At 44.7% G+C, this 15,073-nt stretch carries 10 protein-coding genes; 7 read left to right on the top strand and 3 right to left on the bottom strand.

Features of this window, described 5'->3' with window-relative positions; translation table 11 throughout:
* The first annotated feature begins 56 nt into the window (after positions 1-56).
* A complete protein-coding gene (locus BMX95_RS28565; protein WP_081200125.1) occupies positions 57-3,794 on the top strand; it encodes a T9SS type B sorting domain-containing protein in 3,738 nt (1,245 codons plus the stop codon).
* A 64-nt stretch (positions 3,795-3,858) separates the two neighbouring features.
* Here the strand turns inward: BMX95_RS28565 and BMX95_RS28560 are convergent, their stop codons facing one another.
* Together BMX95_RS28560 and BMX95_RS28555 are read right to left on the bottom strand one after the other, a co-directional pair.
* A complete protein-coding gene (locus BMX95_RS28560) occupies positions 3,859-6,372 on the bottom strand; it encodes a glycoside hydrolase family 95 protein (protein WP_081200127.1) in 2,514 nt (837 codons plus the stop codon).
* A 108-nt stretch (positions 6,373-6,480) separates the two neighbouring features.
* Entirely contained in the window at positions 6,481-7,413 is a 933-nt protein-coding gene (locus BMX95_RS28555) for an SMI1/KNR4 family protein (RefSeq protein WP_081200129.1), read from the bottom strand.
* 120 nt (positions 7,414-7,533) lie between these two features.
* Here BMX95_RS28555 and BMX95_RS28550 point away from each other — a divergent pair, with 120 nt between their 5' ends.
* Positions 7,534-8,715 (top strand): hypothetical protein, encoded by a 1,182-nt coding sequence (locus BMX95_RS28550; RefSeq protein ID WP_081200131.1) that lies wholly within the window; start codon positions 7,534-7,536, stop codon positions 8,713-8,715.
* 18 nt (positions 8,716-8,733) lie between these two features.
* Here BMX95_RS28550 and BMX95_RS28545 read toward each other — a convergent pair whose 3' ends face one another.
* Complete coding sequence (locus BMX95_RS28545) at positions 8,734-9,060, bottom strand: hypothetical protein (protein ID WP_081200133.1); 327 nt, start codon at positions 9,058-9,060, stop codon at positions 8,734-8,736.
* A 29-nt stretch (positions 9,061-9,089) separates the two neighbouring features.
* On the opposite strand from BMX95_RS28545, the gene BMX95_RS28540 reads away from it, so the two are divergent.
* The 5 genes from BMX95_RS28540 (at position 9,090) to BMX95_RS28520 (ending at position 15,064) form a co-directional block, all read left to right on the top strand.
* Positions 9,090-9,821 carry an Imm49 family immunity protein gene (locus BMX95_RS28540; RefSeq protein WP_081200135.1) on the top strand — a complete coding sequence of 244 codons (732 nt, stop codon included), beginning with the start codon at positions 9,090-9,092 and terminating at the stop codon, positions 9,819-9,821.
* A 65-nt stretch (positions 9,822-9,886) separates the two neighbouring features.
* Positions 9,887-10,255: a DUF2200 domain-containing protein gene (locus BMX95_RS28535; RefSeq protein WP_081200137.1), complete on the top strand. Its 369-nt coding sequence runs from the start codon at positions 9,887-9,889 to the stop codon at positions 10,253-10,255.
* 98 nt (positions 10,256-10,353) lie between these two features.
* A complete protein-coding gene (locus BMX95_RS28530) occupies positions 10,354-12,732 on the top strand; it encodes a TonB-dependent receptor (protein WP_165758906.1) in 2,379 nt (792 codons plus the stop codon).
* A 4-nt stretch (positions 12,733-12,736) separates the two neighbouring features.
* Positions 12,737-13,657, top strand: a complete 921-nt coding sequence (locus BMX95_RS28525) for a DUF4249 domain-containing protein (protein ID WP_165758907.1) — start codon at positions 12,737-12,739, stop codon at positions 13,655-13,657.
* A 102-nt stretch (positions 13,658-13,759) separates the two neighbouring features.
* Positions 13,760-15,064 carry a BamA/TamA family outer membrane protein gene (locus BMX95_RS28520; RefSeq protein WP_081200143.1) on the top strand — a complete coding sequence of 435 codons (1,305 nt, stop codon included), beginning with the start codon at positions 13,760-13,762 and terminating at the stop codon, positions 15,062-15,064.
* Positions 15,065-15,073: the final 9 nt, after the last annotated feature.

Here is a 15,073-nt window from a genome sequence, read left to right as displayed (position 1 = left end):
AGAGGGATGGGCTTTTAGCGGTCCATCCCTTTAGTTTTAAAATCCATTAATCAGCTATGAGAAACGCATTGCACGTGCTTTGCCTTTGCCTGTTATTTCTATTTACTTATGTGGCACATGCGCAGGTATCAGGTACCTACACCATTAATTCCACCCTGCCCACCAGCGGTACCAATTTCCAATCATTTACTGACGCGGTCGCTTACATGCAAAACGGGCTGAACGGTGCTATCACATTTAACGTAGCGGCCGGTTCGGGACCTTATAATGAACAGATCACTCTTGATAACAGGATAGGGGCCACCGCTATGAACACCGTAACTTTCAATTGCAATGGGGTAACGCTGTCATTTACTTCGAATAATACCAATAGCCGGTCTGGCGTAAAGCTTAATAATATCAGTTATGTAACTTTCGACAAGCTTCGTATTACTCCGCAGGCGGCCGGGAAGTATGGATATGGGTTCCACTTACTGAATAACTCAGATAATAATAATATCCGGAATTGCAGGATTGTACTACCTACCAGCATTACTTCTCCCGGAAATAACGAAGGGATCGTAATTAATGGTAATGACAGTACTGCCACCGCTGCCGGCACCAGTAATTGCGATAACAACCTTATTCAAAACGATACCATTTCCGGCGGAAATACGGGCATTACATTGAACAGTGCACCGGTTTCCGGTGCTGCTGTACTAATGCTGGGCAATAAGATCCTGAACAATTTTATTTCCGACTCGTACACCAGTTGTATTCAATTGAATTATAACGATGGGGCCATCGTTGATGGCAATGATCTGCAGGGTGGCCCACACGCCACCAGGAAGGTATATGGCGTTTACCTGAACTTTCTTGACCAGAATGTAAAAGTTACCAATAATAAAATTCACAATTTTCATATCGTTGCTGGTGGCAGCCTTATTTATGGCATTTTGAATTCTGCACAGTGTGTGGCCGGAAAAGAAAACCTGTTTGCCAATAACCTTATTTGCGATTTCAGCTCCGATAATGTACAATATGGCATCGCGGCACGCTTTGCGGCCACTTCTTATTTCAATATTTACAATAATACCATTTCACTCGACGATCAGAATGTGTTTGGCGCGGAGAGCAACGGAATATATTTTGAAAATGTCAGTAATGTGAATGTGTCGAATAATATTATCAGTGTAACGAGGGCATCCATCAACTGGAATTATGCCATTTTCTTTGAGCGAGTGATGTCGCAGATCACCTTTAGCCGGAATGTTTATTATGTGACAGGCTCTTTTATTACCAATGCGGTGGGATCGGTGGCCTTTGTAGACCAGCTAACGTTGGCTGACTGGCAAAAGGTAACGGGGCTTGATTATTCATCTGTAAACCTGGACCCGGAATTTACCGATCCGACCACTTTCAATTTTGTACCTACAGCCCAGCCCATCGATAACATGGCGCTGTATAAAAATATAAATACCGACATTACAGGCGCTGCGCGAAGTCCCCTCAATCCTGATCCGGGTTGCTATGAATTCGTAACGCCTGCCTGTCAAACGCCGGTTGTTCCGGGTAGCACTACTGTATTGCCGGATTCTATTTTATGTTATGGTCCGCAGATAACGTTGGGTTTACAAGGCAATTCCTGGGGCGATGGGCAAACCTATACCTGGCAGAGTTCTTCCTCCGCAACCGGAACGTATAGCAATATCAGCAGTGCGCTTGCCTATCCGTCGGTGGATCTGTTGCCCAATACTACCTTATTTTACCGCGCAGCAGTTACCTGTTTGGGTAATACCCTGTATTCTGCCCCCTTGCGGGTGATCGTGAATACCAGGTTAACCGGCGGCACGTACACCATCAATTCAGCACAGCCAACTGGTGGCATCAACTTTCAATCATTCAATGATGCGGTGTTGGCCATGGAATGTGGCATTACAGGGTCAGTTGTATTTAATGTAACGCCGGGTTCCGGCCCCTATAATGAGCAGGTGATCGTACCTGCCCTCAGTACCTCGGCGTCACAAACGATCACCTTTAGGGGCAACGGGAACACGCTTGCCTATGCACCCGACATCAACCCCGACGAAAGAGCCGTATTAAAACTGAATGGTGTCGATTATGTTACCATCGACAGTTTAAATATAAAAGTAAACGGCCCCTCATTTGGTTTTGGCATACAATTGATGGGCGATGCAGATCATAACACCATAAAGCGCTGCTCCGTATCCTTGAGCACAACTGCCCAAACTAACGGTTATGCAGGTATCGTGCTCAACAACAGCGGGAATGACCCGATAAATACCGGAAATATATCTTTTTGCGATAGTAATACTATTGCCAACAATACCATCACCGGCGGATATTACGGCATTACCTGTACCTCTAAAACGTTGGGAGCCACCGCTATTCCATCAGGCAATATCATAAGTGCGAATACAATAACTGATGCTTATGGGTTTGGCGTTTATCTTAATGGTATTGCCAATACCCTGGTAGACAGCAACAACATCAGCCAGCAGGCCCGCACCGGTTTTACCAGCTTCAGCGGCGTTTATCTTAAACAGGCCAACGCCTTTGGGTTGGCGCCTTATGGCAATCAAATTTCAAGAAACAGGATCCATGATCTGCAGACAAACGGCGCAACGGCAACTATTGATGTGCATGGTATTCATATGGAAGCGGTGCTTGGTAAGGCAGCCGCACCCAACATCATTTCCAATAACCTCCTTTATAACTTCAGGGGAGTTGCACCGCAATATGGTATTTTTTCCAACAGTTCAAATTACGTGAAGATCTATCACAATACCATTTCTTTGGAAGATTCAATGGCCGCTACCACCGCTACCATTGTTACAGCCGGAATTGGTTTCCAGGGCAATCTGAGTGTTGGCGCAGAAGTGAAGAACAACAACATAGTGATAAAAAGAGGCGGGCTTGGAAAAAGTATCGGGTTCTCCATTGCAGGGAAGGACAGCGCCCTGAAGGCTGACAACAACAATTATTTTATTACGGGCTTAACCGGCGTTGCTTATACCGGTTCTATGGGTGGTATAAACTATGCTAAATTAACCGACTGGCTGGCAGTTCGAAAAGATTCTAATTCCATTAGTCTTTATCCCTTGTATAAAGATTCACTGAATGCTGATTTCACACCCACATACATCCCCTTCGATGATAAAGGTGCTGTAGTAAATGTTACCAATGATATCAATAATACTACGCGCAGTACCACTAAACCTGATATAGGGGCCATCGAATTCACTATATGTTACCCACTCAGTGAGCCGGTACTTACCGTAGATTCGCTGGGCGGTTTTGTGATGAAATTTTCCTGGACACCTTCACCCAATGCAACCGGTTATCGTGTGTCGCGGGATGGCATAACCTGGACAGATCCTTCAACCGGCCATACAGGTACTTCGCATTACATCGCCGGGTTACTGGGCCGCGATACCGTAGGATTGATGGTTGAAGCGCTTGGTACCAGATGGGATTGTCCGTCGGCATTCTCAAAAAGGGTAGTGGGGCAAACCCTCAGCGACCAGGTCTTTTTTCCAAACACGTTTTCACCAAACAACGATGGTAATAATGATGTGTTCCAGGTGTACAGTAATGTTATTCAAACCATGCGTTTGATCATCTTCAACCAGTGGGGAGAAAAGATATTTGAGACAAACGATATCAATGGAAAATGGAACGGTATTTATAAGGGTAAACCGCAGCCGATAGGCGTATATGTTTATGCGGCCCAATTAGTGCTCACTGATGGAACCAGTGTTGTTAAAAAAGGCAGCTTTAATTTGTTGCGGTAGCCTAACGCGTTTTTACAGAAATCGAGTTATGGGATAAAATAAAAAAGGGGATTTCTCCCCTTTTTTATTTTACGAACTTTATCTCATAAACCTGTCCTTTCTGCGTGGGCAGATCATACGTCCAGGTTTTTTTCAATTCTAATTGTTGCAACGGTGCATTGGGCGCAATAACCGCCTCCGGCATTTCAATAGGGGCAAAAAGCGGATTGGGATTGGCGCCGCTGGCCGGTTTGATGCCAGGAACAGCCTGTACGGCTACTTCATTGGGTACCTGCAATCGAAGATTGCCTCCCAGTTTCGATTGTATTTTCAAACCCGTTATCCGATTGTTTTTCCAGTCAAGCCGGGTGATCTCAAAACCACCCTGGGCACAAAGACCACTCAGCGAACCTTCGCTCCACTGATCGGGCAGTGCCGGCAGTAAATGAACCGAACCGGCATGGCTTTGCAACAGCATTTCGGTAATGCCCGAGGTGCCGCCAAAATTACCATCCAGCTGAATATGTGGTTTGTCGAATAAATTCTGTTCCGTTTTTGTACTGATCAATGCATTTACCAGCTTAAAGCAATTGGCAGGGTCCTGCAGGCGTGCCCAAAGGTTCAGGCGCCATGCCTGGCCCCAGCCCATTCCCTGGCCGGAAAAGCCACGCATTTCCGTTAGTTTGTGGGCAGCAGCAAACAGGGCTGTTTTATCAGGCGTTATTTCATAACCGGGAAACAAACCATACAGGGGCGACATATGCCGGTGCTCGTAATTGTCGTTTTCCATATCTATGTCTTTCAACCATTCCTGCAACTGACCGCCTTTACCTATTTGGTCCGGTGCCAGTTTAAGGGCCATATCCTTGCATGCCTGCGCAAAGCCTGCATCTGTTTTTAAGATGGCGGCTGCTGATGCACAATGGTTAAACAACTCCCGGAGGATCTGCATATCCATCGTGGGGCCGGGTGAACTGGAAGTTCCTTTTGCCACGCCATTTTCAGGCGACATGGACGGGCAGGTTACAAACCAGCCATGTTGTGGTTCCTGCACCAGCGTGTCGAAAAAGAATTGGGCGGAACCCTTCATCAGTGGATATAACTCCTTCAAATAAGCGGCATCACCGCTGTACAGATAATGTTGGTATAGATGGTTACATAACCAGGCGCCGCCTGTTGGCCATTGTCCGGAGAAAGCCGAATCAATAGGCGCAGTAGCCCGCCACAGATCCGTATTGTGATGGCAAACCCAGCCGTTTGCCTGGTAGATTTTTTTTGCCGTTACCTGACCTGTTACAGCAAGATCTTTTACCAGCTGCAACAAGGGCAATTCACAGGGGGCCAGGTTGGTTTTCTGCGCTGGCCAGTAATTCATTTCCGTATTGATATTGACCGTGTATTTACCGCCCCAGGAGGCTGATAAACTATCGTTCCACCTGCCTTGCAAATTAGCGGGTTGTGAACCTGGCCGCGAAGAAGACAGCAACAGGTACCTGCCAACCTGAAAATAAAGCGCGGCGAGTGAAGGATCATTCCCCGTGGCAAAATTCTTTATTCTTTCATTGGTGGGCATGTTGGCAGCAGGTTGACTCGTAAGGGAAAGCTGCACCCGGTTAAAGAGTTGCTGGTAATCTGCCACATGTTTTGCGCGCAATGCGTTGTAAGATTGCCCAATACATTTATCGATAACGGCGGCGCACAATTGTGCTGGTTTGCCGCTGACATCATTAAAACTTATATAACTGGTAGCTGCGGTTGTAAATACTGTAACCTCGTTTGCGCCGCTAACCTGTATGCCATTATCAACTGCGGTTTGTTTTCCGCCGGTTGCCTGTACCGCTACCCGGCATTGCCAGGTCAATGCTGATGGAATGGTTACGTCGTTTTCAACTATGAGGTCCCCATTTTTACCATCCATGATAAGTCCGTTGTTACCAGAGGTAACCAGTTTTTTGCTGGGATGTAACGACGTGCAGGTGCAGGTCAGGTTTATTTGTCCGGGCTTGCTGGCGGTGATGCGCGTTACAATAACATGGTTCGGATAGCTGGCAAATGTTTCCCGTTTATATTGAATTCCATTGGCGGTAAAAGTTACTGTTACAATACCTGTATTCAGGTCCAGTTCACGGCGGTAATCGGTGGTTTCCGTGAAATTGGAAAAGTTGAGCTGCAGTTCACCTACTGTTTGATAGGCCGCCTGCCGGTGCGGTTTGCCCTGTAATTGTTTTACCAGTTCCTGTGCTTCTGTGTATTTTCCTTCAAAAGAAAGCTTTTTGATGCTGGCCATCGTTTCGGGCGACACATCTACTGCAGGCTGATACGGTCCGCCTGTCCAAAGGGTATCTTCACTGATGCTGATACGCTCCTGGGCAGCGCCGCCAAATACCATTCCGCCTAATTTCCCATTTCCAATGGGCAATGCTTCCAGCCATTTTTCTGCCGGTTTCCGGTACCACAGCAACAGATCGCTGGCTGCTGTAGCCGTTTTGGGAGATGCTGAATTGCCAAATGCTTTATTTAAACCGGATACAAGGGGACTAAAACTAATTGCTGCAAGGGTGCCTGATTTGATAATGGAACGGCGCGAATGTTTTTTCATACGAGTATGTTGCCCTGATTATTTTTTGCTAATATACGGCTTGCGGCAACAGATTAATTGTTTATTCGACAGTTTACTTAAATATTAATCCCGCAAAAGCTCACCTCATTAAGGGAAACCATAAAAAGGGGCATCCCGCTTCAAAAGCGTTCCGTTAATGACCTCGTCCAGCCAGCCTTCATACCAGTCCAGGAAGGTGGCGGTAGGTGCAAAAAGGGGTGGTACAATGTAGTTGTAGTCCAGGTTTACCACACGTCCCGCATAAGGCCCTTTAACAACCAGGGCGTGTATATAGGAGCAACCTTGTGAACCCAGCGGTAAAACACCGCCAAATACTTTGTGGGCTTCCTGTCTGTATGCTTCCGGGGAAATTTTACCCTGCTTATTTTTAAATTGCGCTAACAACTCCCACTGCTCTATTGTCATGTCCGGATCGATCACGCAATCGTATTTCAAATAATCTTTGGATTTGTCGTTTTCATAGTCCAATGGATAAAGGCCGTTATAAGGCCCCGCGCCTAAGATCCCGTATGATTCTTCGAATTCAACGCCGCCGTTCCCCACCACCAGTAAAAATGCCCGGTAGTCGGCTGGCAGTTGAATGGAATACCTGCGCTCGAATGCAGCTGCCTCTTCTTCTGTGACAGGCACGCTCAACATGTACTCATGCAGTTCTGCTCCGTATGCCATGCAATTTTTGTCTGCTTGTGCTGCCGTTACCAGTTTCTCTTTTATTCTTTGTAATTGTTCATCAAATGGGGTTTTGATCAAAGTGGGCCTATACCCCTGTGCGTATTTCTTTTGCACGTGTGTCCGAAATGCCAGCTCACGCTCATCGACATGTTTTCTCAATAGTTCATGCAAGCCGGGCAGTGCACCCTGGCCCTTATAACCGTAAGCGATGAGGTCCAGGTAATCATCCGGGGTCATCATTGCCTCCAGTTGGTGGTTGGCATACAACCATTCTTCAAACTCAAGTACTGGCAATTCGCCGCTCAGCGTTTTATAAAATATCTCCAGGATCTCTTTGGGTAGGGACATATATCGCGGTTATATAGCCCAAAAATAACAGTATTCCGCTATTATTATTAAAATAGGGATATTATATTTGGCGTTTTCTATTATTGAAGGAGTGAAGTAAAATATACAAAAAGTAAAATTATGTCCTGGGATATCGTAAGAATATACACCTTTCCAGAAAAAAACGTTATTGATTTTTTTAAAACCATTCCGGTAGTTGAAAGTATTTATTTAATTAATGATCTTGAAGGGGTCGATGATTATTCGCGAGAGAATATATTCGGTGATGTGCCTACCAAGTATAGTTACATGCGGCATGGGCTCCCCGACGGCGGATTATTGGCCGTGGAGCCAGAAGTTAAAACCGGTTTCTATGGAGAATGTGTGGATGAGGAAAGAATAATGGAGCCTATCACTAATGACTATGGCGTGATCAATGAGCTTACGGCAATACCTGAGCTAAATACCAGTCATTTTAATTTGTTTTATTATTTAAAGCAATTAAACGATCAAACCGGGGTGCCAATACTATATTTCCAGGATTTTATGTGGGGCGGACCAAGTGGTGACGATCTGGCTGTTGTTTTTGATGGAGATATCATTGTGTACCGGGGTCATGGAAAAATAGAAAATGGCTTTCAGGTAGTTAAGAACCTGGACGTTGAAGCACAAACTACCATTCTTCAAAAAGGCCTCGAACACGTAGGGCTTATCTTGCCTGATGAATATTTTGCTTTACATGTCAGGGAATTTGACTGGGGACGTTATGGTATTCACAGTAGATGGCAAAGTTTCAACATGCTATTGAAAATAACGTTTTCGTTTTGGAATGAGAAAAAATCAAGTGAAGAATTGCTTTCCATCTATCGCGACAGTGTATCGAGCACTGATCTAAAAGTTTGTTTAGAAATGGCTAACCGGCACAAAAGCAGCAAAATGCTGGAAGACTCATTTTTTGTCGGGTTTTTATTTGGTCTTTTTGATGCGCAGGTAGAGAATATTTTATTGAAGATAATATTAGGGGATTGGCATAGAAGGCATGAAGAAATAGCCCACATTTTTGAGTTGATATTCAATACAAACAAAGCAAATGTCCCTTTTTTATTGGCCGCAATAAATACAATACCAGTGTATTTGCATCAGGAAGATTTTAAAGGTTCCTACATTCATCAACTCATTAATGCTATTGTGGTTCAGCCTGAACCTGATAACCTTGAAGCATTAAAAAAATTGACTCAATCAGAAGATGAAGTGATAAAACGATGGGCGTTAAATAAACTTGAAAAAAAAGAACCCGGTAAATGGGAAAAGGATAGCGAATGATTATTAAGCTTCATGTGCTTACTCTTTTCCGGCGAAGTGGCTTACGAGACTTTGGACCTTGTCTGCATTGTTCCCGCTTGCGGAAAATAACATAGACCCGTTAAGGTTCCACATGCTTGTTTCGTTAACCGGATTTAAATGTTCAATACCAAACGAGTTGGCTTCGTCGTATGAATCAAAGAATATCAGTTCCAGTTTTGTTTGAGAAATAGCAGAGTGAAAAATGAACTTGTTTGTTCCTTTTTCCTGGAGTAGAAAAGGTTCCTCCCAGGAATTTAAAAATGCTTCTGCATTCCTGGAATTAGGGTGGGAGAGGCCGATGGTAATACGAGGTTGGTTTAACATGCAGGTAAAAATAAAACATTATTTAATTCATGGCAACTATTGAATTTTTAGACCAACTACTCAGCGACAATAAAGCGAGAGAGGCAAAGAAGTTAGCATTGATTATGGATCCGGCCAAAAAGCCTTTTCATATTCTATCTTTTATAGGCATCAATGAGGTTTATTTTATTTATAAAGCATTTGTAGAAGGCGATTTTAAAGCCGCCAGGCAGCATCTGTATAATATGGGCATGACAAATGCCTGGTACTATGAAAAAATAAATGGAGAGATTTTCGATGTTTTGGCAACATTTACTTACCCGCTTTTAAGCGACAGCAGTTTTTTGATAGAACGATATTTAACGTATACGAGAATGGATTCCCCCGGTTCATTTGCAGCTTGTTTTGGCAAGGCCATTCAAAATGTGTTAAAGAATGATATAGATGGGCTCTCTTTAAATATTGAAGGTTTGAAAAAGCGAAGTGGCCAAGGCTGGGAAAAAAACTATAATGGGGTTATTCCCGTATTTGAAGGCTTTATTGATAACGACAAAGCAAAAATTGAGGAAGGTTTGATGAGCTTACTGGCCAAACACAATAAACAGAATCAACCACCTGTATTAAAAGACTTCATGAACCTGGAAGCAACTGCACTCGCTAAATTGGCATGGCGAAAAGGGATATCAGTTGATGTGAAAAGCCATTTGATCCCTATAGTGCTATTGCCGGTTCAGGAACCTGATCAATATTCTGGCTATGAATTCTTTAATGAAGTGAGCTGATAAATGATCACTCCGGAGATCATTCTGGAAATTTATAATCGTATCTTAACAGTAAAATACGACGTATGGGCAATTCAGCCACACACCATGAGCGTATCGCAAAAATGATCTTTGGGTCAGTTTATCCGTTATACCTGCAGAAAGTGGAGAAGAAGGGCAGAACAAAGGAAGAGCTGGACCAGGTGATACAGTGGTTAACAGGTTTCAATAAAAAGACCATACAGGAGCTGATAAAAGAAAAAGTAACTTTTGAAACATTCTTCCGGCGGGCCACACTAAATCCCAATGCCTCCCTGATCACCGGAGTGATCTGTGGTTACCGGGTGGAAGAGATTGAAGAACCTTTGACGCAAAAGGCCAGGTATTTGGATAAGTTGGTCGATGAACTGGCCAAAGGCAGGAAAATGGAAAAGATCCTGCGCGGTTCGGAATAACGATTGCTCAATTTTCTTAAACAGTATATTTTCTCCGTTTTCCATCAACAGTCAGTTTTATTCTTTGCGGGATTAGTAGTAATTTAATATTGATGAAAATGGAGAAGACTGATAGCAAAATAACTGCTTTTATAGTATTTGTGTTGTTGGTACTGATGAGCCAAAACATATACTCCCAAAGTCGTACCCTTATCATAAAAGTCATCGACAGTGTTCAGTTACCGGTAAGCAATGCCACTATCAGGATCAATCAAAAGGAACGGCTGGCCGATACTACCGGCATTATCTCGACAATTTTACCCAATGGAAGGTACCGGATCACAGTAACCGCTGTGGGATACCATAACATTACCAAATTCCTGTTAGTAAATAATGATACGTCGATTACGGTGAACTTACGATCGCGGGAAAGCCTGCTGCAAAACGTAATTGTCACCGGTAGCCGTAACATCCTGCGCAATCAGATGAGCGTTCACAGCCTGGATATGGAACAGATCCAGAAACTGCCGGTAGTACTGGGCGAGGTGGACCCGTTGAAAATAATAACCCTGTTACCGGGCGTTAAAAATGGGGGCGAAGCGAGTGCCGGTATTTACGTTCGTGGTGGCGGCCCCGATCAAAACCTGGTTTTGCTCGATGGCATACCGGTGTACAATCCCAATCATCTGCTTGGTTTTTTCAGCGTTTTCAACGGGGATGCAGTGAAAAATATAGAAGTAATAAAGGGTGGAATACCTGCCGAATATGGCGGCCGTTTAAGCAGTGTCATTTCAGTAAATACCCGCGATGGCAACAGGGATTCTGTAAAATTTAGTGGAGGTATTGGCCTGATCTCCTCCCGGCTTTCGCTGGAAGGGCCATTGATAAAAAAGCGAGCCTCCTTTGTGATCAGCGCGCGCCGCACCTACATTGACCAGGTAGCCCGGGTAATAGCCCCCGACAGCATCGGTCGCAATGGGTATTTCTTTTACGACATAAACGCCAAAGCCGACTTTGCCATCAACAGTAAAAATGCCCTGTATCTGACCTTCTATATTGGAAAAGACGACTTCACTTTTACCGACAATGACAATGATGGCCCCCACCGGCAGTTCAATGCCATCTGGGGCAATACCATAGTTGGCCTCACCTGGAAACAACAATTGAGCAGAAAGTGGCGGCATGAATTATCGTTGGTACGGAATGATTTTAATTTAAACAGCCAGATAGCTTTTTCTACTAACGGATTTATTTTTTCATCAGGTCTAACCGATCACACGGTAAAAGACGATTGGGTATATACGCCGGCAACCTGGTTAAGATGGAAGGGCGGTCTTCAATATACCTGGCATAAATTCAAACCGGGTGCGGGCAGTGCCAACGCCGGCTTCCAGGAATTCCAGTCGCAGATCAATGACCAGTATGCACGCGAAGCGGCGGGGTATGTAAGTGCCGATGTCGATCTTACCACCCGGCTGAACCTGGTAGCTGGCATGCGCTACAGTTATTTTAACCAGGTGGGTCCTACGGAGCATGTAATATACGGGCCCGATGGGGCGCCTACCGGCCAGACAACCTATTATAAAAGAGGGCAAAGCATTGCCCGTTATCATTATCCAGAACCCCGGATCAGTCTATTATACAAACTGCCCAATGCAGCCAGTGTAAAATTATCATATACACGCACCATTCAATACCTGCACCTGGCAACTACCAGTGCGGCTACTTTCCCCAGCGATCTTTGGGTGCCTGTGAGCCGGCTTATTAAACCTGGCAAAGCAGAACAGGTGGCAGCCGGTTTTTTCAAAGGCTTTGGTAATGGGCGTTATGAAGCCAGTGTGGAAACCTATTATAAAACCCTGGGCAATCAACTGGAGTTTAAACCGGGCGCACAATTATTATTAAATCAGAACCTGGAAGGGGAGATGATCTTTGGCAGCGGCCGGGCGTACGGACTGGAACTGTTTATACAAAAGAAAACCGGAAAATTTACCGGCTGGATCGGTTACACGCTGAGCCGGGCTGAACGCACATTTGCCGATATGAATGAAGGCAAACCATTTCCATACCGGTACGATCGTACCCATGATATAAGCGTTGTAGCGAATTATAAACTCGGCAGGCACTGGGAGGCTTCCGCCGTTTTTGTATATGGAACCGGCAATGCCCTGACCATGCCTACAGGCCGGTTTGTTTACAATGTGGGTTATAGTTCCCGCGACCAGCAACCCATATTTACGAATATCAGTCAGTACGATAAGATCAACGACTACCGCATGCCGGCTTACAACCGGTTAGATCTGGCCTTTACACTTACGCCGCGCCCCCGGGCCAAACGTTTTAAAAGCAACTGGGTATTCAGTTTGTACAATGTATACAACCGGCGCAATCCGTATTTCATTTATATCAATGCCAATGAAGATGAACGGACCATCCAGGGAAAACAGGTTTTTCTGTTTCCCATTTTACCCGGTATTACCTGGAATTTTAAATTTTAAACGAATGAGAAAAGCAATCACTTATATCCTGCTATTGACGATGGTGACATTCGTTTCGTGTGAGCGGAATTTTGATATAAAATTAAAGGACAATCAGCCTCAGCTGATCGTAGAAGGTTATATAAACAATCAATTGCCTGAGTATAATTATGTGGTGTTGGGCCGCAGCCAGAGTTATTTTGAACCGGGGTTTGAAAACATTCCGGTGACCGGCGCTGTGGTAACAGTTACCGAAGGGACCCTGCTTGCCAATAATACCTATAACTGGGACCTGGCTTCAAAAAGAATACTGAAGGAAGGCCGGTTTCCCCAGTTCAATGACCAGGAGTTGCCCGGTGTTTATTTTGATCCTATGCTGAAAGCCGATCCAACAAGAGCATTGATAGGAAAACCTGGCAAACATTATTTACTGGAGATTGAAGCAGAGGGAAAGCAATATTCAGCCATCACTACATTGCTGCCCCTTATTCCCATAGACAGTGTAACCAGCGGCTTTCATTTCCTCGATGAAGATGAAGATGAAGATACCGTACAAACCAAGGCGCGGCTGACCGTTCATTACAAAGACCCCGATACCATTGGCAATACCCAGTTGTATTATTGGAGCACCATCGGCTCCAGGAACGATTTTGGATGGGGCGGCATGGGCACCAATCGTTTTACGCCGGGCACCGATGACCTGGTAAACGGCCAGTATATTCACTTAACGCTTTCCAATGGTTTTGCCATTGGCGACTCCGTAAATTATTACCTGGTCAGTGTGGAAAGGAAGGTGTACAATTTCTGGGACAGCTTTAATAAAGCCAGATCAAACGCCGGGCCATTTGCTACGCCCGTCAGTCTAATGAATACAATCAGTGGAAACAATGTGATCGGGTGCTTCAGTGGTTTTAGCATGAGCACCAAAAGTCTGGTTGTTCAATGAGCTGTTGACCCGTTTAACCGTTAAATACCTACGTCAATTGACCGTATAACACTTAGCTGCACTACCTAAACACACTAATATTGTGTTATTATTTAATAAGGTATGGCAGGAAAAGTGTTTGAATTGTTTGGGAAACCAGTGGTGTTGTTCGTGTTGAGCATGCTTCTTTATTATGGCAGCCATGCACAAAATGATTCAACGGTCCATCGCGATACAACCTGTGTTCAAAAAGATGTTGCTGACCTGATCCGGGCAGCATTGAAAATGCCTCCCAAAAAGGATACAGGCAAGAAAGGGTCTATTATCCTGGTACCTATTATCGGCTCCAATCCCGCAACTGGTTTTATGATTGGCGTTGGCGGCCAGTACGGTTTTAAATTGAAAGGCGAGAAAACCAATTATTCGTTGATCTCAGGCAGTGTTCAACTCACTACCAAAGGACAGAAACTCTTATTGATAAAGAACACTATTTTCTCAAAGAATAACAAGTTCATTCTAACAGGCGACTGGCGCTTCCAGGAATATTCACAATCTACCTATGGCTTAGGGACCAATGCGCCTGAAGAGGGGGGGCTGAATTATCATTTCAACCTGCTGGGATTAGAAACAACAGACGATTCGCTGGCCCAGCCTTTACGGTTTAATTTCTTCCGGTTTTATCAGTCCATCTCTTTTCATATAAAGAAATCATTTTACATTGGCACCGGGTACTACCTCGATTCCTATTCAAAAATTGTAGATGAAAAACTTCGGCTGGAACCAGGCAATACATTACTTACCAGTCATTACGTGTATAACAAACACTACGGATTCGATACGGCAAAATATACTGTCTCTACATTAAACTTTAACATTGTATCAGATACCCGGGACAATCTGATCAATGCATACAAAGGGCATTACTTCTTTTTCAACTGGCGCACCTCGCTGAAATTGTTTGGCACTAATTCAAATACCAGTCTCTTTTATGGGGAGTGGCGGAGTTTTCATTCATTGTCGAAAAGGAATCCGCGGCACCTTATTGGCTTTTGGCTGATGGGGGATTTCTCATCAAAAGGAGAATTGCCTTACCTGATCTTACCAGCCACCGCCTACGACCAACGAAGCAGAAGTGCACGCGGTTATACCCAGGGCCGGTTTCGCGGAAACAACCTGGTATATGGAGAAACAGAATATCGTTTTCCAATATCACCCTGTACGGGAGTGCTGGGTGGCGTTTTGTTTGCAAATGCCACCACTGCCAGCAACCCGCAGGAGACCGTAAAACTATTTCAATCCATACAACCAGGTTATGGGTTGGGATTGCGCATTATGGTTGATAAAAAAACAAGAACCAACCTGGCCGTTGATTTCGCGTTCGGCAATAAATCATCCGGCTTTTACCTGGCTGCGTCAGAAACATTCTAATGTAACCTG

It is taken from the genome of Niastella yeongjuensis, assembly GCF_900110245.1.
GTDB lineage: Bacteria > Bacteroidota > Bacteroidia > Chitinophagales > Chitinophagaceae > Niastella > Niastella yeongjuensis.
This window is presented reverse-complemented; position numbering and strand designations above follow the sequence as displayed.